Genomic DNA, 21,523 nt, shown 5'->3' with positions numbered 1-21,523 from the left:
TGGCGGTGCGCCCGTTATGTCGGGTTCCCGGTGATGATCAGGTAGAAATGCCGGTCCCAGCTTTGAAATCTGGGCATTTCCGCAGGGTCGGTGCGTCGCCCGCCCCGGCCCCCTGCGGGCGGGACCGGTGATCGCCCGCCCCCAGCCGCCCGCGGCCCTCGGTGCTGCTTTTCAGCCCAGGCCACCTGCTTGTCGGCCACGGGCAAGGCCGCCGAGCGGACCCCGTGTCCGCCCCGGTCCCCGGACGCACTGGCCGCCATGGCCGGGCCGCCACCGGTGCCTCCATGCGGGTCGGCTTCTTCAGGGGTGATCGGCCCACTGGAGACCCCGCTGCTGCGGAGGCACCGGCATGCCGGGCAGACCCGATCAATCAGGGGTTATTGAACAGGGTCTAACGCCCGGATCCGGCATCGGATCCGGCCATCAGCGCATGCTCACAGCATGGCGGCGAGTTCCAGCAGGTCCGCTGCAAGCGCGGGCGCCCCCGCGGAGCCGGCGCGGGTGCCCGATCCGGTGCGGTCCAGCACCGGCCAGCCGCGCAGCGCGGCCAAGCGGGCGCAGGCGGCCGGGCCGCCGTCGGTGAGCAGGTAGCCGCAGGGGGCGTCGGGCCAGTCGGCGGCCATGGGCAGCGGCTCGGTGTAGAACTCCGGCGGCCGCCGGCGGGCGGCGCCGGCCGACCCGGGACCGGGTTCGGCGCCGCCGAGCTGTGCGGCCCGCAGGTCGAGCCGGCTGGGTGAGCCGGGTTGAGGCAGCAGCGAGTCGATGATCAGGTAGCCCGACACCGGGCGGTGCGCTGCGCGGCGGGCGGCGCCGATCTGCGGGAGCAGCGGGCCGGCCGCGCCGCGTGCGGCGAGCACGACGGGCTCCGGCGGGTCGTGGCGCCGGATCTCCAGTGCGGCGCGGGCGATGTAGCGGGCGGCGTAGGGCGGGTTGTCGTCGTCGGCGATCTCGGCCAGGTCCGCGTGCGCGCCGCGCAGGCGCAGCCCGTCGCGCACCCAGAGGCACTCCTCCGGGTCCTCCAGCGGGCTGTGCAGCAGGACGATGCCGGGCGGCGGCGCGGTCAGGGCCGGGTCTCCGCGATCAGCCAGTCGAGGTAGGCGGGGTTGCCGCCCTCGATGGGCACGGCGATGATCTCGGGCACGTCGTAGCCGTGCACCGCCGCCAGGTGGTCGACCAGGTCGGGCAGGCGGTCGCGCGCGGTCTTCAGCACCACGCGCCACTCCTGGTCGGCGCAGGTCTCGCCCTCCCAGCGGTAGTAGCTCGTGATGGGCGCCTCGACCTGGGCGCAGGCGGCCAGGCCCTGCTCGATTGCCGAGCGCGCGAGATCGTCGGCCGACTCGCGGGTGTCGCTGGTGGTCTCGACGCGCACGTGCGCGCCCGGATTGCGCTCATCGGCTGCCATGCCGCCCCAACTTTCGGTCTGCCGTCCAGTCTGCAGTGCTGCCGTCCGATCCGCCGGCCGCCGCCGCAGTATCCCCAATTCCCACCGCAGCGCTGCGGTGCCGCGGCACCCCTGCCCGGTCCGGTCGCTGTGCTGCAAGCAGTGACCGGCGCGCCCTAAGCTCGGTGATCATGAGCGACCGCGGCGAACTCCTTCGACACATCAACGATAAGGCCGTTGTACGCGGCCGGGTGACCCTGTCGTCGGGCCAGGAGGCCGACTACTACGTGGATCTGCGCCGGGTGACCCTGGACGGCGACAGCGCACCGCTGGTGGGCCGGGCGATGCTTGAGGCGACCGCCGACCTGGACTACGACGCAGTGGGCGGGCTGACCCTGGGCGCCGACCCGGTGGCGGCGGCGATGCTGCACGCCGCGGCCGCGCAGGGGCGCAGGCTCGACGCGTTCGTGGTGCGCAAGGAGGGCAAGGCGCACGGGCTGCAGCGCAGGATCGAGGGTCCGGATGTGGCCGGGCGCCGGGTGCTGGCGGTCGAGGACACCTCCACGACGGGCGGCTCGGTGCTCACTGCGGTCACGGCCCTGCGCGAGGCCGGCGCCGAGGTGGCGGGGGTCGCCGTCATCGTCGACCGGGGGGCGCGGGAGCGCGTGGCCGCGGCGGGGCTGGAGTACCGGGCGGCGTTCCGGCCGGAGGAGCTGCGGATCTGAGCCGCGGCTCCGGAGCGGGGCGGCGGCCGGTTCCGTACCGCCGGTGCCGCCGGTGCCGCCGGTGCGGATCAGCGGGTACCGCGGATCACCGCGGTTCGGGGTCGACGGTGAAGCTGTAGCCGGGATCCTCATCGGAGACGTGCCGCTGATTGCCGTGGACGTACACCTCGACCTCGCTGGGCCGGCCGATCGTGGCGCTGAGGGTTCTGGGTTCGTCGAAGGAGACGTACTCGTCCGTGCGCAGCGTGGCTTCGGCGAGAACGTCCCCGCCGGGCACGCGGACGACCACGTCACTGGATTCGCCGGTCACCCCGATGTACAGGATCCCGGTCTGGATCGCCTCGCCCCGGGGATCGGCAAGGGTCCCCGCACTTTCGGGCACAGCGGCGGAGTCGTTGCCCGAGGGCAGCGACTTGTAAAGGAAGTAGCCGCCGAGGACCACCAGAGTGATGAAAAGTACGATCACTCCGCCGATGGCCAGCATCTGGGCGATGCCCCGCGGATCATTGCGATGTCGTCCCACGGTGCTGAATGTAGCGTGTACCACCGGGGACAATCGACGGTAGGAACCTATATACCTGTCCGAACCTGGCCCCGCGCCCGGAAACACCCTGGTAAAACCACATAGGGCGATAATTCGCAACAGACGGCATCCAGTTGGCGTACGCCCGGCATCCGTGCGGTGCCGCGCCGCCTGCCCGGTCGGAGGACACCCCGCCCGATTTGGTCTAGACCTTTCGTTCGGCCGCCGACTTCGCGATACTTGCCCCGGCAACCCAATGGGTATTTCCGCGAAGAGACGCGGTTCCGCGGAGACCGCCGGGGCCGCTCGTACGACACTCCAGGCCAACCAGGGAGTCATCACCATGCCTATCGCTACCCCAGAGGTCTACACCGAGATGCTGGGCCGCGCGAAGTCGCAGGGCTTCGCCTACCCGGCCATCAACGTGACCTCCAGCCAGACCCTCCACGCCGCGCTGCGCGGCTTCGCGGAGGCCGAGAGCGACGGCATCATCCAGGTCTCCACCGGCGGCGCGGAGTTCCTCTCCGGTTCGACCGTCAAGGACATGGTCACCGGCTCGATCGCCTTCGCCGAGTTCGCGCGCATCGTCGCCGAGAAGTACTCGGTGAACATCGCCCTGCACACCGACCACTGCCCCAAGGACAAGCTCGACGGCTTTGTGCGCCCGCTGCTGCGCGAGTCCTCCGAGCGCGTCGCGAAGGGGCAGCAGCCGCTGTTCCAGTCGCACATGTGGGACGGTTCGGCCGTCGAACTGGAGGAGAACCTGGAGATCGCCCAGGAACTGCTCGCCGCGTCCAACGCCGCGCGCACCATCCTGGAGATCGAGGTGGGCGTGGTCGGCGGCGAAGAGGACGGCGTCGTCGGCGAGATCAACGAGAAGCTCTACACCACGCCCGGCGACGCGCTGCGTACCGCCGAGGTCCTCGGGACCGGCGACAAGGGCTACTACATGACCGCGCTGACCTTCGGCAACGTGCACGGCGTCTACAAGCCCGGCCACGTGAAACTGCGCCCGGAGGTCCTCAAGGAGGCCCAGGACGCGGTGGCCGAGAAGCACGGCCAGACCAAGCCGTTCGACTTCGTCTTCCACGGCGGCTCCGGCTCCACGCTGGAGGAGATCCACGCGGCCATCGACTACGGCGTCGTGAAGATGAACATCGACACGGACACGCAGTACGCCTACACCCGCCCCATCGCCGAGCACATGTTCAAGAACTACGACGGGGTGCTCAAGGTCGACGGCGATGTCGGCAACAAGAAGGCCTACGACCCGCGCGCCCACGGCAAGGCCGGCGAGGCCGGCATGGCCGCCCGCGTCGTCGAGGCCTGCCAGCAGCTCAAGTGCGCGGGCAACAAGATGCGGTAACCGCCCCCGGACCGGTCCCCGGTTCCCCACGAACCAGGGGCCTTCGCGTGCCCGGCCGCCTCACTTCCACGGGCGGACGCGGCGGCCGGGCACGCCCTACCGTCCGGGCGCGGCGCGGCGGCGCTGGCAGGATGGAGGCATGGACCTGCATCAGAATCTGCTCGGCGAACCGCCCGCCACCCACTTGTCCGAAAACCCCGAGGCCGCAGCACTGCTGGCCGAGGGCGCCGACCCCACCGACGTCGCCGCCCGGTTCCCGAAGTACTCGGCGGCCTGGGCCGACCTGGCCGAGCGCGCTTTCGCCGCCGGCGAGGACATCGCCGCCTACGCCTATGCGCGCACCGGCTACCACCGCGGGCTGGACCAGCTCCGCGGCGCCGGCTGGAAGGGGCACGGCCCCGTCCCGTGGGAGCACGAGCCCAACCGCGGCTTCCTGCGCGCCGTGCACGTGCTCGCCTCGGCCGCCGACGCCATCGGCGAATCCGACGAGGCCGAGCGCTGCTCGACCCTCCTGCGCGACAGCAGCCCGACCGCCGCCGAGGTCCTGGGCGGCTGACCGGAGAGTCCGCAGCTCAGCGGCGCCGTACGGGCATTCCGCCCTTAACGCCCCTCGCGGCCGTCGTGTACGCTCAATACGCAAGGGCCCCTGTCGCTTGCTTGCGCCAGGGGCTTTTCATTGTGCGGCCACCGCGACCATCCTCGGTCGGATCGAACGAATGAAGAGGTAGACCCGGATGCCGGCGATCACGCTCGTTGGAGCCCAGTGGGGAGACGAGGGCAAGGGGAAGGCCACCGACCTGGTCGGAAACCGGGTCGACTACGTGGTGCGCTACCAAGGCGGCAACAACGCCGGCCACACCGTGGTCATCGGCGACCAGAAGTACGCGCTCCACCTGCTGCCGTCCGGCATCCTCTCGCCCGACGTCGTTCCGGTGATCGCCAACGGCGTGGTGATCGACCCCGCGGTGCTGTTCGAGGAACTGCGCGGCCTGCGCGAACGCGGCGTGAGCACCGAGCGGCTGCTCGTCTCGGCCAACGCGCACATGATCATGCCCTACCACCGGGCGCTGGACAAAGTGACCGAGCGTTTCCTGGGCAAGGGCCGCATCGGCACCACCGGCCGCGGAATCGGCCCCACCTACGCCGACAAAATCTCGCGGACCGGAATCCGCGTGCAGGACATGTTCGACCCCAAGATCCTGCGGCAGAAGCTCGAACTCGCGCTGCACGACAAGAACCAGGTGCTGACCAAGGTCTTCAACCGGCGCGGTGTCGACCTTGAGCAGGTCTTCGACGAGTACACGGGCTACGCCGAGGAACTGCGGCCCTTCGTCGCCGACACCTCGCTGGAGCTCAACCGCGCGCTGGACGCCGGCCGGACCGTTTACCTCGAAGGTTCGCAGGGCACGCTGCTCGACATCGACCACGGCACCTACCCCTTCGTTACCTCCTCCTCGCCGACCGCCGGGGGCGCCTCCTCGGGCGCGGGCATCGGCCCCACCCGCATCACCAAGGTCGTCGGCATCATCAAGGCCTACACCACCCGGGTGGGCTCGGGCCCCTTCCCCACCGAACTGCACGACGAGTGGGGCGAGTGGCTGCGCCAGAAGGGCGGCGAGTACGGCGTGACCACCGGGCGCAACCGGCGCTGCGGCTGGTTCGACGCCCCCATCGCCCGCTACTCCACCCGCATCAACGGGATCACCGACTTCTTCCTCACCAAGCTCGACGTGCTCTCGGGGCTCGACCGCATCCCCGTGTGCGTGGGCTACCAGGCCAACGGCACCCGCCACGACGAGATCCCGATGACCCAGACCGACTTCCACCACGCCGAGCCGATCTACGAGTACCTCGACGGCTGGAACGAGGACATCTCACACGCCCGGGGTTTCGACGAGCTTCCCAAGACCGCCCAGGCCTACGTGCGTACCCTTGAAGAGATGGCCGGAGCCCCGATCTCCGCGATCGGGGTCGGGCCCGGGCGCGACCAGACCCTCGAACTGCGCTCGCTGGTCTGACTCCGCCGTAGTTCCTTGCCCTCCCCACGACAAACAAAGGGTCCGTGAAGTGAAAGCCCTGGTTCTCGGCGGCGGTGGCCGCGAGCACGCCCTGGTCCGCGCCCTGTCCCTCGATCCCGGGGTAACCGGCCTGCACTGCGCGCCCGGCAACCCCGGCACCTCAGAGCACGCCGAAAACCATGTGATCAATCCCGTCGACGGTCTCGCGGTGACCCAGCTCGCCTCGCGGATCGGCGCCGAACTTGTGGTGATCGGTCCCGAGGCACCGCTGATGGCGGGTGTCGCCGACACTCTCCGCGACCGCGGCATCCCGGTTTTCGGCCCCGACCAGCAGGCCGCCCGGCTTGAGGGCTCAAAGGGCTTCGCCAAGGAGGTCATGGAGGCCGCCGGCGTGCCCACGGCGCGCTCCCGGCTGTGCCGTTCGCCCGCCCAGGCCGCCGAGGCGCTCGACCTGTTCGGTCCGCCCTACGTGGTCAAGGACGACGGTCTGGCAGCGGGCAAGGGGGTGGTGGTCACCGACGACCGCGCCTCGGCCGAACGCCACGCGCGCGAATGCGGCCGGGTCGTCGTCGAGGAGTACCTCGACGGCCCCGAGGTCTCGCTTTTCGTCATAAGCGACGGCATGCACGCGCTGCCGATGCTGCCCGCACAGGACTTCAAACGGGCCTACAACGCCGACCAGGGCCCCAACACCGGCGGCATGGGCGCCTACGCGCCGGTGGCCTGGGCCCCGGCGGGGCTGGTCGACGAAACCATGGAGACCGTGGTGCGGCCCACGCTCACCGAGATGGCGCGGCGCGGCATCCGCTACCAGGGGCTGCTGTACGTGGGGCTGGCGCTGACCTCCCAAGGGCTGCGCGTGGTCGAGTTCAACGCCCGCTTCGGCGACCCCGAGTGCCAGGTGGTGCTGGACCGCCTGTCCACCCCTATCGGCGGCATCCTGCAGGCGGCCGACACCGGAGGGCTGGGCGCCAACTCCAAGCTCGAGTGGCGCACCGGGGCGGCCGTGACCGTCGTGGTGGCCGCCGAGAACTATCCGGGCTCGCCCGCAACGGGCGATCCCGTCGGCGGCATCGGCGCCGCCTCGGCGCTCGACGGCGCCTATGTGCTGCACGCCGGCACCGCCTGGAGCGGGGCGCGCGACGTCACCTCCGCGGGCGGGCGGGTGCTCAACGTGGTGGGTACCGGCGACACCCTTGCGCGGGCCCGCGAACGCGCCTACCAGGCGGTCGACCGCATCGAGCTGCGCGGTTCCTTCCACCGCACCGACATCGCCGAACGCGCCGCCGCCGGCAGCGGCTGATCCCGCCGCCCGCCCCGCCGGCGATGGGGCGGGCGGCGGCACACCGGACACCTGCGAAAATGGGCGGGTGATCGAGCGCTATACCCTTCCTGAGATGGGGCGGGTCTTCTCCGACGCCCACAAATACGAGCTCTGGTGCCAGGTCGAGAACCTGGTCCTGCAGGCCCACGCGGCCGACGGCACCGTGCCCGCCGATGCGGTCGAACCGGTGCGCAACGCGCCGCCGCCCACCGCCGAACGGGTCGCCGAGATCGAGGCCGTGACCCAGCACGACGTCATCGCGTTCCTCACCGCATGGGCCGACAACACCGAACCCCGCGAGGCCGCCGCCTGGGTGCACTTCGGCATGACGTCGTCGGACCTGCTGGACACCGCGCTGGCCGCCCAACTGGTCGAGGCCACCGACATCCTGCTGGCCAAGGCCGACACGCTGGTGGCCGCGCTGCGCGACCACGCCCTGGCGCACCGCGCCACGCTGCGCGTCGGCCGCACGCACGGCATCCATGGCGAGCCCGATGTGTGGGGCCACCGGGTCGCCGACTTCGCCTTCGGCCTGGCCCGCTCCCGCGACCGGCTGCGCCGCGCCCGCGAGGAGGTGGGCGTGATGGCGATCTCCGGGCCGGTGGGCACCTACTCCAACATCGACCCGCACGTCGAGACCTACGTCGCCGAACACATGGGTCTGCGCCCGGCCGACGTGTCGACGCAGGTGGTGCTGCGCGACGGTATCTCCGAATGGGTGTCCTGCCTGGCGATCACCGCCACCGTGTGCGAGGCGATCGCCCTGGAGGTGCGCCACGGCCAGCGCACCGAGGTGCGCGAGCTGTGGGAGCCCTTCGGCAAGGGCCAGAAGGGCTCCAGCGCCATGCCGCACAAGAAGAACCCGATCCTCTCCGAGCGGATCTGCGGCATGGCGCGCAACGTCCGCGCCCAGATCGTCCCGGTCATGGAGGGCATCCCGCTCTGGCACGAGCGCGACATCTCGCACTCCTCGACCGAGCGCATCGCGCTGCCCGACGCCGCCATCGCGACCGACTACCTGCTGCACCTGACCACGCGGCTGGTCTCGGGCCTGGTCGTCGACACCGACCGGATGCGGGCCAACCTCGACTCCACCCACGGGCTGATCTACTCCTCCACGGTGGTTTCGGAGCTGATCGAGACCGGGGCTTCGCGAGAGGACGTCTACGCCCTCGTGCAGGCCGCCGCGATGCGCACCTGGGACTCGGGCACGCCGTTCCGCGAGACGCTGCGCGAGGAGGCCGCAGAGCGTGCTGTGGCCCTCGACGAGGACCGGCTGGACGAGGTGTGCCGGCCCGAGCGGTTCGTGCGCCGGCTCGGCCCGGTTTTCGACCGCCTGGCAAAGCTGAGCTGAGCCGAATCCGGCCGGGTGGGCGGCGCCCCCGCACACCCGGCCCGAACGCACACCCGTACACCCGCCGCACACCCGCCAAACATTTCCTTTGGACCCGCTTGGCCGCGGCCATGCCACCGTCCGCCGGGCCGCCGCGGCCGGGCGGACGGTGCCCTCCGGCACACATTCGCGGCCGGAACCGGGCACGGTAAGCGCTCGCACCGCGCATCCGCGCCGGTCACAGCGGTGGCCCCACCCGCTCACCCCGCCGGCCGGCCGCGGCGGGCGGGTGATACCGCCCACCTTGTCAACGAACAGAACGCGCAGCACATAGAGTGGTGTCGGCCTTTTGCCCGGGCGCCGAAAACCCCAGCGCCGCGCAAAAGGCGTCCCAACAACCCGCCATCTCCGGAACCGGCTCGGCGACCAGGCAAACCGCCCTCATCGCCACGATCGGCATGACGGTGGCCTCAGCGGGCACACGACCCGTAGTGCCAGTCAACGCCACGAAACCGGCTCCGGGCACCCCGCGGTGGCTACCAGGTTGAGCCCGGCTTGTCGGAACGCTCCGCCTGATATCCGCGTCTCATAACGCAGAACTTCCGACGAGAACCACCCCTACACCTACACCGCCTCACGAAGGAGCACATGAGCATGGGCCAGGAGGTTCGTTACCGCGTCCGCGGCGGCCGCCCCCTCAACGGGACGGCGTTCATCCAGGGCGCGAAGAACGCCGTGCTGCCGATGATCGGCGCCGCCCTGCTCGCGGCCAAGGGACGCACGGTGCTGCGCAACGTCCCGCTGATCGAGGACGTCCAGCGCGCGTTGGAACTCGCCGAGCACATCGGTGCCAAGGTCGAGTTCCACGAAGCCGAGCGCACGGTCGTGATCGACGCTTCCAAGATCAACGATCCGGAGCGCGCCGTCCTGCCGGCCGACATCGCCTCCCGGTTCCGCGGCTCGGTGCTGTTCGTCCCCGCGCTGATGCACCGGATGGGCACCGCCCGCATCGAGGGCGTCGGAGGCTGCAACCTCGGCAGCCGCAAACTCGACTTCCACTACCGGGGCTTTGCCCGGCTGGGCGCCGAGGTCACCGAGGACAACGAGCGCAACCACATCAACGTCAAGGCCGGCAACCTCCGGGGCGGCCACCTCTACCTCGACACCCCGTCGCACACGGGCACCGAGAACCTCATCATGGCAGCGGTCCTGGCACCCGGCACCACGGTCATCGAGCACGCGGCGCTGGAGCCCGAGGTCCTCGACGTCATCGAGTTCCTCAGCCGCATGGGCGCCAAGATCAGCGGCGGCGGCACCGGGTTCATCACGGTCGAGGGCGTCGACGAGCTCACCGCGGTCGAGCACACCATAATGTCCGACCGCATCGACGCCGGGGTCTTCGCGATGATGGCCGCCGCCACCGGCGGCGAGGTCAGCCTCGTCGGGGCGCACCTGGAGCACTTGGGCGTCGCCCGCTGGAAACTGGAGCAGATGGGCGTGGAGTTCGCCCAGCAGGGGGCCGTGCTGCATGTGCGCCGCGACGCCTCGGCGCCGCTGCGGCCCATCAACGCCGTCACCTCCCCCTACCCGGGCTTCGCCACCGACCTGCAGTCGCCGCTGATGGCGTTGGCGACCATGGCCGAGGGCGAGAGCTACCTGCACGAGGCCATCTACGACGGCCGCTTCGCGCTGGCCGACGAGCTCACGAAGATGGGCGCGAAGATCGAGGTCGACGGCACCCGCGCCATCGTCCACGGCCACACCGCGCTGCGCGGCACCCCGGTCGTCGCCCACGACCTGCGCACGGGAGCCGCGCTGGTGCTTGCCGGGCTCGTCGCCGAGGGGGAGACTGTCGTGGCACCTGGCTACCTGGTCGACCGCGGTCACGCTCAGTTCCAACAGCGCCTGGCCGCTCTGGGCGCTGACGTGGTACGGGAACCCGCCGACTAAATACCGATATCGCAGATCATGCCGGGGTGGGAGCGCCAACTCCCACCCGGGCTTTTAGCGTTCTATGTGAAACGATCTTCATTGGCCCCGCACAATGGGTACGATCTCGGCAACCATGCCGTGACAGGGAACAGGTTCGGGAACCAGTGGGCGCACATAGTGAAGAGCGTGGAATGGTAGCGGGGAGCAGCCCGAGGTGAGTGCGCAGCGAACTGGCGATCTGACGATTGGTGTCATCGGGCCCCATGAGGTGGTAGAGCGCGTCATGCTCATGGGACCGGGGTCCACAGGGCCGCTCAACGCCAGACTCATCGCCGCCGCGTATCGAGATGAACAAGAGGCGACCGACAAGGTGCTGCGCCTGGGCTCGGCGATCGACGCGTATCTGTTCGCCAGCCCCGTCCCCTACGAGTTCGCACGGAAGGCCGGCGTGCTGACCATGCCCGCCACCTACGTGCCTCTGGGCGGAGCCAGCCTGCATGAGGCCCTGCTGCGGGCAACGCTGGACGAGAGACTCGACCCCACTCGCGCCAGCCTCGATGTCCTCAGCCGTACCGATGTCGTCGAGGCCTACTCCGAGGTCGACCTGCCCGTCGACGGCATCCACGTGCACGAGGAACTCACCAGCACGGCGCAGCTCACCTCGTTCCACGAGGGGCTGTGGCGGCGCAAGTCGACCAAGATGGCCATCACGTGCGTGCGCGGAGTCGCCGAGCGGCTGGAGGCCATGGGCGTGCCGGTGACCCGGTTGCGGCCCACCAACGCCGGGGTGCGCAGCGCGCTGCAGACCGCCGGTCTGCTGGGCGCCCACCACCGGCTGGAGGAAGCGCAGCTGGGGGTGGTGATCGTCGACGTGCCCACACTGCGCGACTCCACGCGGCGCTCGACCCCCCGCTACTGGCGCGACGAGCTGCGCCTAGCCCTGCAGCGGCTGCTGCTGCAGGAGGCGCACCGCATCAACGCCACGGCGCATCCGGTCGACGACCACACGTTCATGGTCACCGCCACGCGCGGCTCGCTGGTCTCGGCGACCGAGGGATTCCGCCAGCCGCCGTTCGTCGAACGGATCAAGTCCGAGCTCGGCATCGCGATCGAGGTGGGGATCGGCATGGGCCGCACCACCCAGGACGCCGAGACCCACGCGCGCGCCGCGCTGAGCCGTGCACAGGCCACGCGGCAGAGCTTCGCGGTCGACCGGGAAGGCCGGTCGCTGGTGCCCGCCCAGCGGGCGCCTCAGCGCCAGTCGGCCGAACCGCTGCGCACCAAGGGGCGCGAAACCCTGCTGCGGCTCTCGGAGAAGATCGCCGAGGAGGACGGCCCGCTCGTGGTCGACGCGGAGAACGCCGGGCGGATGCTCGGGGTCACCCCGCGTACGGCCCGCAGGCTGCTGCGCACGCTGGTCGAGGAGGGCCTGGCGTGGCCGCTGCCGCCCAACCGCACTTTGCAGCCGGGCCGACCCCGCCAGCTCTACCGGTTGATCCTGGAGAAACTGGACAAGGACAAGGCCGGAAAGTAACCGGCTGGTTGCAACCGCGTGCGGGCCGGCTGCGGCCGGCCCGCACGGGTGTGTCCGGAGCGGGTCCGGGTTCGGCCCCGCATCGGGGGAACAGGGCCCGGGGATGCGGGGCGCGGTTCGCCGGGCGGGTTCAGCCGCGGTTGCGGCGCGGGAACCCGCGGGCGGCCCCGAGGAACACGTCGTTCTCGTCGGGTGCGCCGATGCTCACCCGCGCGCCCTCGCCGGGGAACGCCCGCACGGCCACACCGGCCTCCTCGCTTGCCGCGGCGAGCGCCGCGGTGTCCTCGCCGAGCCGCAGCCACACGAAGTTGGCCTCGCTCGGCGGGACCTCCCAGCCGTCGGCCAGCAGCGCGTCGCGCACCCGCTCGCGCTCCTTGACGGTGGCCGCCACGCGCTCCAGCAGCTCGTCCTCGGCGGCCAGCGACGCCACCGCGGCCGCCTGGGCGACGTGGTTGACCGCGAAGGGCACCATGGTCTTGCGGACCGCCGCGGCGATGTGCGGCTGGGCGACCAGGAACCCCACCCGCAGCGCCGCCAGCCCGTAGGCCTTGGAGAACGTGCGCAGGACGGCGACATTGGGGCGGTCGCCGTAGCGGGCGATGCCGTCGGGCACCCCGGGATCGCGGACGTACTCGCGGTAGGCCTCGTCCAGTACCACCAGCACGTGCTCGGGCACCCGGTCGAGGAACGCGGTCAGCTCGGATTCGCGCACAGCGGTACCGGTGGGGTTGTTCGGGTTGCACACGAAGACGGCCCGGGTGCGGTCGGTGATCGCCGCGGCGAGCGCGTCGAGGTCGTGGGTCTCGCCCTGCAGCGGGACGGTGACCGCGGTGGCCCCCGAAAGGTCGACCAGCATCGGGTACGCCTCGAACGAGCGCCAGGCGTAGACGACCTCGGTACCGGGTTCGGCGGTGGCCTCCAGCAGCTGCTGCAGCAGGCCGACCGAGCCGGCGCCCAGCGCGATGCGGTCGGTGTCGACGCCGAACCTGCGGGCGAGCGCCTCGGTCAGTTCGGTCGCCGCGGTGTCGGGGTAGCGGTTGAGGTCGGCCGCTGCCGCGGCCACGGCCTCAAGCACCGAGGGCAGCGGGCCGTACGGGCTTTCGTTCGAGGAGAGCTTGACCGAGCGGCCGCTCGGCGCAGCGACCTTGCGGCCGGGCTTGTAGCCGGGGATCGTTCCGAGTACGTCCCGCAGATATGGCGAATTCGGCTCCGACACCGTTGTCCTTCCTCGATACTCTGTGCAAGATCCAGGCTACTTTCGGCGACCATCGCCTGGGAGGAACGCCTGCCGACCTCAGCGGCAATATCGCACAGAAGAGGAAACAGCACCATGGAGTACCCCCTGACTGCACGAAGGGTCGCATTGTCGGCACTGGCCGTATGCACCCTCGCCGCCGCGACCGCCTGCGGCGGCGCGCAAGGGGAGGAGGGCGGCGGGCAGCAGGGTTCCGCCACCGCAAAGGCCGAGCAGCTGCACAGCGCCCAACTGGCGGAGTTCGGCGAGGCCAAACTGGTGCCCGACCGCAGCGAGCTCGGCACCTACGCCAAGCTGAGCACCACCAAGCGCACCGAAAAGCTGCGCGCCTCCGCCGAGCTCGACAAGCCCCAGTGCATGGACGCCGCCAACCAGTGGGCCGACCTGCCCGCGGTCCGCAAGGCGCCCACCTCGCTGGCCACCTATGCGCGCGGGCACGACACCATCACGCACACCCTGTTCGAGGTGTCCGGCGACACGGCCGACAAGGTCGTCGCGGCGGCGCCGCCCGCCGAGTGCTCCGACTACGAGGCGACCATGGAGGACGGCTCCACCACGTCCTACGCGCTCAAGAAGCTCGACCTCGACCCGATCGGCGACGGCTCCCGCGCGTTCGCCGTCGAAACCGGGATCGGCGGCGAGAAGGTGTGGCTGTACAGCCTCGTCTACCGCAACGGCGACCACCTGGGCACCACCTCGGTGCTGGGCCCCAACGGCAAGGACGACTACCGCGAGACACTGGCCGCCTTCACGGACAAGGCGATCGAGCGCGAGGACAAAGTGCTCGGCTAGCCGGCACCGTAGGGCCGGCCCCGTGTGGCCGGGGCGGGGACGCCGCACGGGTGCCGGCGGCGGTGGTGCGGCGCGGCGGCCGGGCGGGGCGGGTGGCGCCGCCGCCCGCCATCCAGTAGAGTTCCCACTGATCGAACTGGTGTTCGAGAAGGGAGTGGGGGAAATGGCCACGGCAGCGCATGTCCACGGTCGCACCGCGCCCTGGCCCGGCGGGGCCGGGCGCGCCCCCCACTCCCCATTCGACGACCGCCTCGCACTGCGCCGCGTCGACTGGGGCGCACGCTCGTCTGCCGCTTTCTACCGCTCTCTAGAAGCCGCGCTAGAACCGCGTATAGGGTCCGATGGCATGGACCCCGTGCGCAATCCCTACGCCCCGGGCGCCGGCCAGCGTCCGCCCGAGCTCGCCGGGCGCGAGCGCGAAGTCCGCCAGTTCGAGGTCGTACTGGAGCGCGTGGCGCGGGGGCGCCCGGAACGCAGTACGGTGCTCACCGGCCTGCGGGGTGTCGGAAAAACCGTGCTGCTGAACAACTTCCGGTCGATGGCCATCCAGCGCATGTGGGGCACCGGCAAGATCGAGGCCCGCCCCGACCAGTCCATCCGCCGGCCGGTTGCGGCGGCACTGCACATGGCCCTGCGCGAACTCGCGCCGCGCCACCGCGCGCCCGACCGCATCGAACACGTACTGGGCGTGCTGAAATCGTTCGCCCAGGCCAAGACCGACGATTCCGCGGGGGGCAAGACCGCGGCCAAGGCCGCAAAGGGCGGCCCGCGCTGGCAACCCGGCATCGACGCCCCGGCCGTGCGCGGCCGGGCCGACTCCGGCGATCTTGAGATCGACCTCACCGAACTCTTCCTCGACGCCGCGTCCGTGGCCACCGATCTCGGCGTCGGCATCGCGCTGTTCATCGACGAAATGCAGGACATCACGCCCGACGACATCTCGGCGCTGTGCACCGCCTGCCACGAGCTCTCGCAGAACGGCGGCCCGCTGATCGTGGTCGGGGCCGGGCTGCCGCACCTGCCCGCGGTGCTGTCGGCCAGTAAGAGCTACTCCGAACGCCTGTTCCGCTACACCCGCATCGACCGGCTCAGCCGCAGCGCCGCCGACTACGCGCTCACCGCACCGGCCGATTCCGAGGGCGTCGCCTTCGGGCCCGAGGCCCTGGCGGCGCTCTACCGGGTCTCCGACGGCTACCCCTTCTTTGTGCAGGCCTACGGCAAGGTCACCTGGGACCACGCCCTGGAAAGCCCGATCTCCGCCGAGGACGTCGAGATCGCGGCGCCCGAGGCCGAAGAGGAACTCGCGGTCGGCTTCTTCGGCAGCCGCTACGAACGCGCCACCCCGGCCGAACGCGACTACATGCGCGCAATGGCGTCGCTGGGCGACGACCCCGTGCAGACCACCGAGGTCGCCACCTCCTTGGGGCGGCGCCCGTCCAGCCTCTCCCCCGCACGCGACAGCCTGATCAAGAAGGGGCTCATCTACAGCGCCGAACGGGGCACGATCGCCTTCACGGTTCCCCACTTCGGCCGCTTCCTGCGCCGCCAGCCGGATTGACCGGGGAATCAGGGTGCAGGGGATCCCAGCAGGGCGGGCGTTCCCGCGTGTCGGCGCGTCTGGGGCTGTATCAACGATTCTACCGAATTTTCTATAGACCGATATACAGCGCTAGTCATCGCTGACACGGTTGACCGCCCGCCGGACATCGGACGTGCCATGTGCTCAACTGAAGCTATGACCAGTACTGACGAACCGGTGATCGTGCTCGGCGCCGGTATCTCGGGGCTGACCACCGCCTGCTGCCTGGCCGAATCCGGCAGGCCCGTACGGGTGCTGGCCGCGGCGCCGCCGCGCGAGACCACCTCGATGGTGCCCGGTGCGCTGTGGGGCCCGTGTTTCGCCGAGCCGGCCGAACGCACGCTTGCCTGGACCGAGCAGTCGCTGCGGGATTTCCGTGCACTGGCCGCCGACCCGTCCAGCGGTGTGCGGATGGCGCCTGCGTTGTCCCTCGGCGGGCCGCCGCCCGATACCGCGCTGCCGCCGCAGGTGCAACTGATCCCCGAACTCCGGCCCGCGCGCCCCGAGGAACTGCCCGCCGGGTACGGGCCCGGATACCGGTCGCTGCTGGTGGCCGTCGACATGCCGCGATACCTCGACCACCTGACCGCACGGCTCGCGGCGGCCGGCATCGCGGTCGAGGAGCGCCGGGTCGAGTCCCTGACCGAGCTCGCCGGTGCGGCCGCCGCGGTCGTTAACTGCGCCGGGCTCGGCGCCCGCGACCTTGCCGGCGACCCGCACCTGGGGCCCGACTTCGGCCAGCACGTGGTCCTGTCCAACCCGGGCGTCGACACCGTCTTCGTCGACCTTTCCCGGGGGCCTGACAGCACCATCTTCGTCCCCCATCCCGACCGCGTCGTGTGCGGCGGCGTCAGCCGCCCCGGCCGGTGGGACACAACCCCCGACCCTGAGGCCACCGCGGCCATCCTGGCGCGCTGCCGCGCCGCCGAACCGCGCCTGCACGACGCCGAGGTGCTGGGCGTCCTGACCGGCCTGCGCCCGAGCCGCGCGGCGGTCCGCGTCGAGGCCGAGGACCGCGAGGGCCTCCGCGTCGTCCACAACTACGGGCACGGCGCCCACGGCGTCAGCCTGTCCTGGGGCTGCGCCCGCGAAGCAGCCCGCCTCGCCGCATGACCTGCCGGCCGCCTGGCCGGCCGACCGGTCGGCGGCCGACCTACCAACGAGCGATTTCTACCGGTGCATAACAGATTCACTAGAAACCGTTATAGGGCCGCATAGCCGTTCATTCCGCCGATGGCCCCCGACCCGGCTGCCATCGCCGGCGTGGAACCCGCACCGAACCCGCCACTGCACGGTCGCCGTTACCGGGGCCCGGCCTTACGGGTGCGGGCGCACCGCGCCGGTCCCGTAGCCGTGCACCCGCTGCGGCACGCTCCGCGGCCGCGTCTCCTCAAGCTCGGGCTCGGGCCGGCCGGCACCGCCCGCCCCGCGGGCGGATCCGCCGTCGGCCGGGCCGCCCAACACGGACAGCACGGCTCCGGTCTCGCGGTCGGTTATCACGGCGCGTACCGCGGGGCGGCGGCCGTCCAGCGGGACTCCGAACACGACGTCGACGGCCCGCCCGTTGCGCCGGCCCGCGAACAGCAGGAACCGCCAGCAGCCCTGGCGCCACGCGTCGGCGGGCCGGGGGCTCTCGACCACGGATGCGGTGGTGCGCCACACGTCGCTGGCCCGCAACCGGGCAAGGGTGCGTTTCAACGGCACCTCCCGCATCGCACAAGGGGCGCGGCGCAGCACCCGGCGCGCCAGTTCGGCCGGCTCAGGCGAGAGCGCGCCGAGCAGCCCCACTTCGAGCACCAGCACCCCGGCGTGGCTCAGGCCGGCCCCCGCCACCACGGCCGACGCGGTCTGGCCCACGCCGATCGTCGCGACCGCCGCCGCGGCCAGCAGGGCGCTGCGCGCAATGCTGCGCCCGTCGACCGGGGCCGTGCTCAGTCCCCCGAAGCAGCCGCACCCGGTGTCCGGCGCGGTGCGCCGCAGCACCACCAGCGCGGCAACGCCGCCGGTGAAGAACAGCACCGCGGCGACCCGGGCCGCGCCGCCGGCAAGCCCCGGCGCGCCGATCAGCGCGAACGCGACCACCGCCTCGGCCACCCCGTGGCCAAGGGTGGCGGGCCGGCGCCAGTGGGCCGGCAGCAGCACCGCGGGCCCCTGGCCGCGCGGCGCCCGGTCGACCAGCTTGGCCACCGCACCCAGCAGCAGCACCGCGGCCAGCACTGCCAACTGGGTTTCGCGGACAACATCGAGCACGTCGATCACCAACCCACGTTCAAGGTCGCGTTGAAGCAGCCGGATTCCGGCCGCCCGCCCAAGGCGAGGAAGCTCACCAGAGTCAGCTGGGCGATCCGCCCGTCCGCGCCGGAGCCGCAGGCGTTGCACGGGTCGCAGAAGTGCGAGGTGGCCGCGGCGCAGTCGACCACCGGCAGCACGGCCGCATCCCCGGTGCACTCGTTGCGCAGCGAGACGGTCGTGCCCAAGGACAGCAGCGGCAGCGGCCGGCAGCTGTGCACGCGGTCGCAGTCGGGGCCGCAGTCGCCGCCCGGGTCCAGCGCCGGGTAGGCGGTCCCGCGCAGATCGGCCCGTGCGGGATCGTCGACGGCGGGGTCGTACCAGGTCGCCACCCCGCGGACACGGTTGCCTGGGCCGGGACGCCCCTTGCCGGCCCGCGGCGGTGCGGCGTCCCAGATGGGGAAAGGCGGTTGGGTCGTCGCCGGGACGACCGCCTGGACAGCGCCGTCCTGCCACACGCCGACCGCGTCGAACAGGTAGCCGGGCTCCATCACCGGATGGCGCACGCCGATCCGGCCCGAGGACCGGTAGGGGATCACCACCGAGCGGCGCGCACCCGCGTGTCCGGTGTCGATCTCCAGCGTGTCGCCGGAGCGGGAGGCGATCACCCCGGTGACCCGCGCGAGGCGCACCCAGATCCGCTCGGCCACCCAGCGGCCGTCGCGGCATTTGACCAGCACGTCGTCGCCGACCTGCAGCGCCGACAGGCCCGACTCGCGCCCGCACCAGAACGTGGTGGCGGCCTCGAACAGGAATCGTTCCTCGCCCTGGTCGGTGGCGACGCAGATCACGTGCGGGGAGATATCGGAGACCACGCCGCGGACGATGGGATCGGCGGCCGGAGGGCGGGTCGGTTCGGGTGCGGCGTTTCGGCCCAGCACAGCGGCCGTATGGCGCCGCCGGGCACTCACGTCGACCGGCATTCGGGCCTCCTCCCCGTCTCCTGGCTGGCCCCTCTGGCCCCATTGTCGCTTTCCGCAGCGCTGCGGCCTCCTCCCACGCCGAGGCCGGCCGCATTGCGCGCAACGCCCGGCGGAGTGGCCGCCCCCATCGTTGGACCAACCGCCCACACCGGCATCGAACACCCCATTTGCGCAGAGATGGGTGCGACGAAAGCTGGCAATTACCCCACTCGTGACACAGTGAGAACCACGAGGACCAGGTGAAATGACCAGGCGAATCGGTTGCGCGCGCCGGTCTGCGCGCAACGAGTCCGGGGTCGGTGATCGTGTGACGGAAACAGCACGGAAGTCCAGATACGAGGAGTTCGCCGCCTACGTCAGCGATCGCGGCCCGGCGCTGCTGCGCATGGCCCGATCCCTGGCCAACAACCGCTCCGACGCCGAGGACCTGCTGCAGGCCGCACTCATCAAGACGTTCTTCGCCTGGGACAAGATCGCCAGCCCCAATGCCCGCGACGGTTACGTGCGCCGCGCCATGGTCAACACCCAGATCTCCGAATGGCGCCGCCAGCGCCTGAATGTCTACCCCACCGAGGACATCCCCGACCAGCGCGTTGACGACGCCACGTGGAAAACCGACCTGGCCGACACGGTGCACCGCGCCATCGCGCGCCTGCCCGCCCGGCAGCGGACCGTCGTGGTGCTGCGCTACTACGAGGACATGACCGAGGCCCAGATCGCCGCCCACCTGGGAGTCACGCTCGGCACCGTGAAGAGCACGCTCTCGCGCGCGACGACCAAACTGCGCCAGGACGCCGACCTCACCATCGACCGCGCCACCACCTGATTCACCGCCCGCCACCCGCCCGCCCAACGGCACCCGCAGCGCCACCAGGCCTTCGCTTTGCGCCAACACCCCTGGCATCGGTAGTCTTAGTGCAGCCAGGGAGGCTTCGCCTAGTCCGGTCTATGGCGCCGCACTGCTAATGCGGTTTCGGGGCAACTCGATCCGGGGTTCAAATCCCCGAGCCTCCGCGTGCTGGAAAGGGGCCTCGGTCAGCCGACCGAGGCCCCTTTTTCGTGCTCACCGGGGTCGGCGCGACTCCAATCGGTTCGCGGGACTGCAGCCCCTACCGTCCCTGGACGCCCGCGGCATGGTCGCCGCGCTCGCTCAGCGGCCGCACTGCAACCTCCAGCACCACGCTGGTGTAGGTGTCGACGGTGAAGCTGCAGCGGGAGTGCCCCAGGGTGCCGCTCCGATCTCCTTATCCACATTGGCCACCGGATCGAAGCTCGCCACGCATTTGACGACCGTCGTGAAGTGGACCGTCGTCGTTGATCGTCCAAGCCGAGGGCGAGTTGCCCGACCAGTGGGACATGATCGACGCTTATGGAGGAGATAGGTTCACCATCGTTCGGGTATGTCCTGTACTGGCCAGTGCTCCGCTGAGCAGGGCGAACGGGATACGCTGTCGGTTGACACCTAGCGACCGGCTACATGGAGGGAGCCGTATGTACCCCCCGCCTCTTGCGGCAGCCCTCTCAGGCGCCACACCCGCGCAACTCGCGCACTGGCGGCGCCAGCCCCCTGTCCTCGAACCGACCTACCGCGACGGCAGCCGGGTCTACTACTCCTTCGCCGATGTCGTCGCCCTCCGTTCATTGGTCTACCTGCGCGAACAGCAGGGCTTGTCACTCCAGGCCATCCGCAAGGCAATCAACAATGCCAAGGGTTTGGGGAAGACCGAGCACTTGTCGGAGTACAAGTTCGTAAAGATGGGCGACACGATCATCCTCGCTCACGGGCCAGAGGCGATCGATGTGCTCAAGAAACCTGGCAACCACGTTGTGGCCACACTCGTAGATGTTTTTGACCGATTCAATTCGAATCGTACAGGCGAGGTGCTGCCTCTGCGTCGGCCGGTCTCCGGCGTGAGTATCCAGAGAGACGTGTGTAGCGGTTACCCGGTTGTCGAGGGCACCCGGGTACGCTACGACCAGGTTTCATCGCTGATCGAGGACGGAGTTACCCCCGAGGAGATCACGGAATTCTACCCGTCGGTCTCTGCTTCCGGAGCAGTGGGAGCTAAGGCGTTTGCTGATTACGTTTCCGATCGCGCGACGCGGGGGCCGCTAGAACAGGCTGCTGGGTGAAGGTCCTGCTCGACGAAAACACCCCCAAACAGCTACTTGCCCCACTGCAAAAGGTCCTCCGATCTCACGATGTGGATCACACGGAAAACCTGGGGTGGAAAAAGACTCCCGACACGGGCCTCTATGCGAAGGCCAACCGAACAGGGTGGAACGCGCTCGTCACCAATGACGGAAAGCAGCTTCTCGACCCTCAGATCTGCAGTGCCATCAAACGGTCAGGGCTGCACTACATTCATTATGAGTTGGATGACGGGCTTGACGGAGCCGCCCGCGCCTATGCTTCAGTGCTCTTCGCAATCCGCGGGGTAATGGCCGCTTTAGAAAAGACCGATGGCCAGCGAGTCATCAAGATCGCTAACCTCGATCTTTCGTGAGGCTGCGGCGTCGAAGTGAAGGACCCGGCCCTGTCTCACGAG

Annotated in this window: 20 protein-coding genes and 1 tRNA gene; 15 read left to right on the top strand and 6 right to left on the bottom strand. The window is 70.6% G+C overall.

What is annotated here, in order from left to right:
- Positions 1-434: 434 nt before the first annotated feature.
- Together ACYVD5_RS22060 and cutA are read right to left on the bottom strand one after the other, a co-directional pair.
- A complete protein-coding gene (locus tag ACYVD5_RS22060) occupies positions 435-995 on the bottom strand; it encodes a hypothetical protein (RefSeq protein ID WP_461003024.1) in 561 nt (186 codons plus the stop codon).
- Between the two features lie 65 nt (positions 996-1,060).
- Entirely contained in the window at positions 1,061-1,402 is a 342-nt protein-coding gene (cutA, locus tag ACYVD5_RS22055) for a divalent-cation tolerance protein CutA (RefSeq protein WP_461003023.1), read from the bottom strand.
- A 170-nt stretch (positions 1,403-1,572) separates the two neighbouring features.
- Here cutA and pyrE point away from each other — a divergent pair, with 170 nt between their 5' ends.
- A complete protein-coding gene (pyrE, locus tag ACYVD5_RS22050) occupies positions 1,573-2,106 on the top strand; it encodes an orotate phosphoribosyltransferase (protein ID WP_461003022.1) in 534 nt (177 codons plus the stop codon).
- Between the two features lie 85 nt (positions 2,107-2,191).
- Here the strand turns inward: pyrE and ACYVD5_RS22045 are convergent, their stop codons facing one another.
- On the bottom strand, positions 2,192-2,629 hold the full coding sequence (locus tag ACYVD5_RS22045) for a DUF4115 domain-containing protein (protein WP_461003021.1): 438 nt from the start codon (positions 2,627-2,629) through the stop codon (positions 2,192-2,194).
- A gap of 343 nt (positions 2,630-2,972) precedes the next feature.
- Between ACYVD5_RS22045 and fbaA the strand changes: the two genes are divergently transcribed.
- From fbaA to ACYVD5_RS22010, 7 genes are all read left to right on the top strand, one after another.
- Positions 2,973-3,995, top strand: a complete 1,023-nt coding sequence (gene fbaA / locus ACYVD5_RS22040; protein WP_461003020.1) for a class II fructose-bisphosphate aldolase — start codon at positions 2,973-2,975, stop codon at positions 3,993-3,995.
- 139 nt (positions 3,996-4,134) lie between these two features.
- Positions 4,135-4,551 carry a DUF3151 domain-containing protein gene (locus ACYVD5_RS22035; protein WP_461003019.1) on the top strand — a complete coding sequence of 139 codons (417 nt, stop codon included), beginning with the start codon at positions 4,135-4,137 and terminating at the stop codon, positions 4,549-4,551.
- 178 nt (positions 4,552-4,729) lie between these two features.
- Positions 4,730-6,013, top strand: coding sequence for an adenylosuccinate synthase (locus ACYVD5_RS22030; RefSeq protein ID WP_461003018.1), 1,284 nt, complete (start codon positions 4,730-4,732; stop codon positions 6,011-6,013).
- A 49-nt stretch (positions 6,014-6,062) separates the two neighbouring features.
- A complete protein-coding gene (gene purD, locus ACYVD5_RS22025; protein ID WP_461003017.1) occupies positions 6,063-7,316 on the top strand; it encodes a phosphoribosylamine--glycine ligase in 1,254 nt (417 codons plus the stop codon).
- Positions 7,317-7,383: 67 nt separating this feature from the next.
- Positions 7,384-8,691: an adenylosuccinate lyase gene (purB, locus tag ACYVD5_RS22020; protein WP_461003016.1), complete on the top strand. Its 1,308-nt coding sequence runs from the start codon at positions 7,384-7,386 to the stop codon at positions 8,689-8,691.
- A gap of 627 nt (positions 8,692-9,318) precedes the next feature.
- A complete protein-coding gene (murA, locus tag ACYVD5_RS22015; protein ID WP_461003015.1) occupies positions 9,319-10,620 on the top strand; it encodes a UDP-N-acetylglucosamine 1-carboxyvinyltransferase in 1,302 nt (433 codons plus the stop codon).
- A gap of 265 nt (positions 10,621-10,885) precedes the next feature.
- Complete coding sequence (locus ACYVD5_RS22010; protein ID WP_461003014.1) at positions 10,886-12,136, top strand: transcriptional regulator; 1,251 nt, start codon at positions 10,886-10,888, stop codon at positions 12,134-12,136.
- A 130-nt stretch (positions 12,137-12,266) separates the two neighbouring features.
- Here ACYVD5_RS22010 and hisC read toward each other — a convergent pair whose 3' ends face one another.
- Positions 12,267-13,352: a histidinol-phosphate transaminase gene (gene hisC / locus ACYVD5_RS22005; protein WP_461003013.1), complete on the bottom strand. Its 1,086-nt coding sequence runs from the start codon at positions 13,350-13,352 to the stop codon at positions 12,267-12,269.
- A gap of 114 nt (positions 13,353-13,466) precedes the next feature.
- Between hisC and ACYVD5_RS22000 the strand changes: the two genes are divergently transcribed.
- The 3 genes from ACYVD5_RS22000 (at position 13,467) to ACYVD5_RS21990 (ending at position 16,875) form a co-directional block, all read left to right on the top strand.
- Positions 13,467-14,183 carry a hypothetical protein gene (locus tag ACYVD5_RS22000; RefSeq protein WP_461003012.1) on the top strand — a complete coding sequence of 239 codons (717 nt, stop codon included), beginning with the start codon at positions 13,467-13,469 and terminating at the stop codon, positions 14,181-14,183.
- A 346-nt stretch (positions 14,184-14,529) separates the two neighbouring features.
- Positions 14,530-15,741 (top strand): AAA family ATPase, encoded by a 1,212-nt coding sequence (locus ACYVD5_RS21995; protein WP_461003011.1) that lies wholly within the window; start codon positions 14,530-14,532, stop codon positions 15,739-15,741.
- 177 nt (positions 15,742-15,918) lie between these two features.
- Entirely contained in the window at positions 15,919-16,875 is a 957-nt protein-coding gene (locus tag ACYVD5_RS21990) for an FAD-dependent oxidoreductase (RefSeq protein ID WP_461003010.1), read from the top strand.
- 204 nt (positions 16,876-17,079) lie between these two features.
- On the opposite strand, the gene ACYVD5_RS21985 is transcribed toward ACYVD5_RS21990, so the two are convergent.
- Together ACYVD5_RS21985 and ACYVD5_RS21980 are read right to left on the bottom strand one after the other, a co-directional pair.
- Positions 17,080-18,021 carry a MauE/DoxX family redox-associated membrane protein gene (locus ACYVD5_RS21985; RefSeq protein WP_461003009.1) on the bottom strand — a complete coding sequence of 314 codons (942 nt, stop codon included), beginning with the start codon at positions 18,019-18,021 and terminating at the stop codon, positions 17,080-17,082.
- A complete protein-coding gene (locus ACYVD5_RS21980) occupies positions 18,018-18,974 on the bottom strand; it encodes a hypothetical protein (RefSeq protein ID WP_461003008.1) in 957 nt (318 codons plus the stop codon). The genes ACYVD5_RS21985 and ACYVD5_RS21980 overlap by 4 nt, the downstream gene beginning before the upstream one ends.
- 307 nt (positions 18,975-19,281) lie before the next feature.
- Here ACYVD5_RS21980 and ACYVD5_RS21975 point away from each other — a divergent pair, with 307 nt between their 5' ends.
- The 4 genes from ACYVD5_RS21975 (at position 19,282) to ACYVD5_RS21960 (ending at position 21,481) form a co-directional block, all read left to right on the top strand.
- The gene (locus tag ACYVD5_RS21975) at positions 19,282-19,800 is read left to right on the top strand and encodes a SigE family RNA polymerase sigma factor (RefSeq protein WP_461003007.1); all 519 of its coding nucleotides are present in this window, start codon (positions 19,282-19,284) and stop codon (positions 19,798-19,800) included.
- A gap of 99 nt (positions 19,801-19,899) precedes the next feature.
- Positions 19,900-19,988, top strand: a tRNA-Ser gene (locus ACYVD5_RS21970).
- Positions 19,989-20,465: 477 nt separating this feature from the next.
- Positions 20,466-21,107 carry a DUF433 domain-containing protein gene (locus tag ACYVD5_RS21965; protein WP_461003006.1) on the top strand — a complete coding sequence of 214 codons (642 nt, stop codon included), beginning with the start codon at positions 20,466-20,468 and terminating at the stop codon, positions 21,105-21,107.
- Positions 21,104-21,481, top strand: a complete 378-nt coding sequence (locus tag ACYVD5_RS21960; protein WP_461003005.1) for a hypothetical protein — start codon at positions 21,104-21,106, stop codon at positions 21,479-21,481. The genes ACYVD5_RS21965 and ACYVD5_RS21960 overlap by 4 nt, the downstream gene beginning before the upstream one ends.
- Positions 21,482-21,523: the final 42 nt, after the last annotated feature.

The sequence above is a fragment of the Streptomonospora sediminis genome (assembly GCF_054778995.1).
Note: the sequence above shows the minus strand (reverse complement) of the source record. Positions and strands in the feature narration are given on the sequence as shown.

Coding starts and splice junctions, on each gene's coding strand:
- ACYVD5_RS21980 (WP_461003008.1), bottom strand. CDS start 18,974: ATGCCGGTCGACGTGAGTGCCCGGCGGCGCCATACGGCCGCTGTGCTG.
- fbaA (WP_461003020.1), top strand. CDS start 2,973: ATGCCTATCGCTACCCCAGAGGTCTACACCGAGATGCTGGGCCGCGCG.
- pyrE (WP_461003022.1), top strand. CDS start 1,573: ATGAGCGACCGCGGCGAACTCCTTCGACACATCAACGATAAGGCCGTT.
- ACYVD5_RS22030 (WP_461003018.1), top strand. CDS start 4,730: ATGCCGGCGATCACGCTCGTTGGAGCCCAGTGGGGAGACGAGGGCAAG.
- ACYVD5_RS22035 (WP_461003019.1), top strand. CDS start 4,135: ATGGACCTGCATCAGAATCTGCTCGGCGAACCGCCCGCCACCCACTTG.
- ACYVD5_RS22000 (WP_461003012.1), top strand. CDS start 13,467: ATGGAGTACCCCCTGACTGCACGAAGGGTCGCATTGTCGGCACTGGCC.
- ACYVD5_RS21995 (WP_461003011.1), top strand. CDS start 14,530: ATGGACCCCGTGCGCAATCCCTACGCCCCGGGCGCCGGCCAGCGTCCG.
- murA (WP_461003015.1), top strand. CDS start 9,319: ATGAGCATGGGCCAGGAGGTTCGTTACCGCGTCCGCGGCGGCCGCCCC.
- ACYVD5_RS21965 (WP_461003006.1), top strand. CDS start 20,466: ATGTACCCCCCGCCTCTTGCGGCAGCCCTCTCAGGCGCCACACCCGCG.
- cutA (WP_461003023.1), bottom strand. CDS start 1,402: ATGGCAGCCGATGAGCGCAATCCGGGCGCGCACGTGCGCGTCGAGACC.
- ACYVD5_RS22010 (WP_461003014.1), top strand. CDS start 10,886: ATGCTCATGGGACCGGGGTCCACAGGGCCGCTCAACGCCAGACTCATC.
- ACYVD5_RS21990 (WP_461003010.1), top strand. CDS start 15,919: ATGACCAGTACTGACGAACCGGTGATCGTGCTCGGCGCCGGTATCTCG.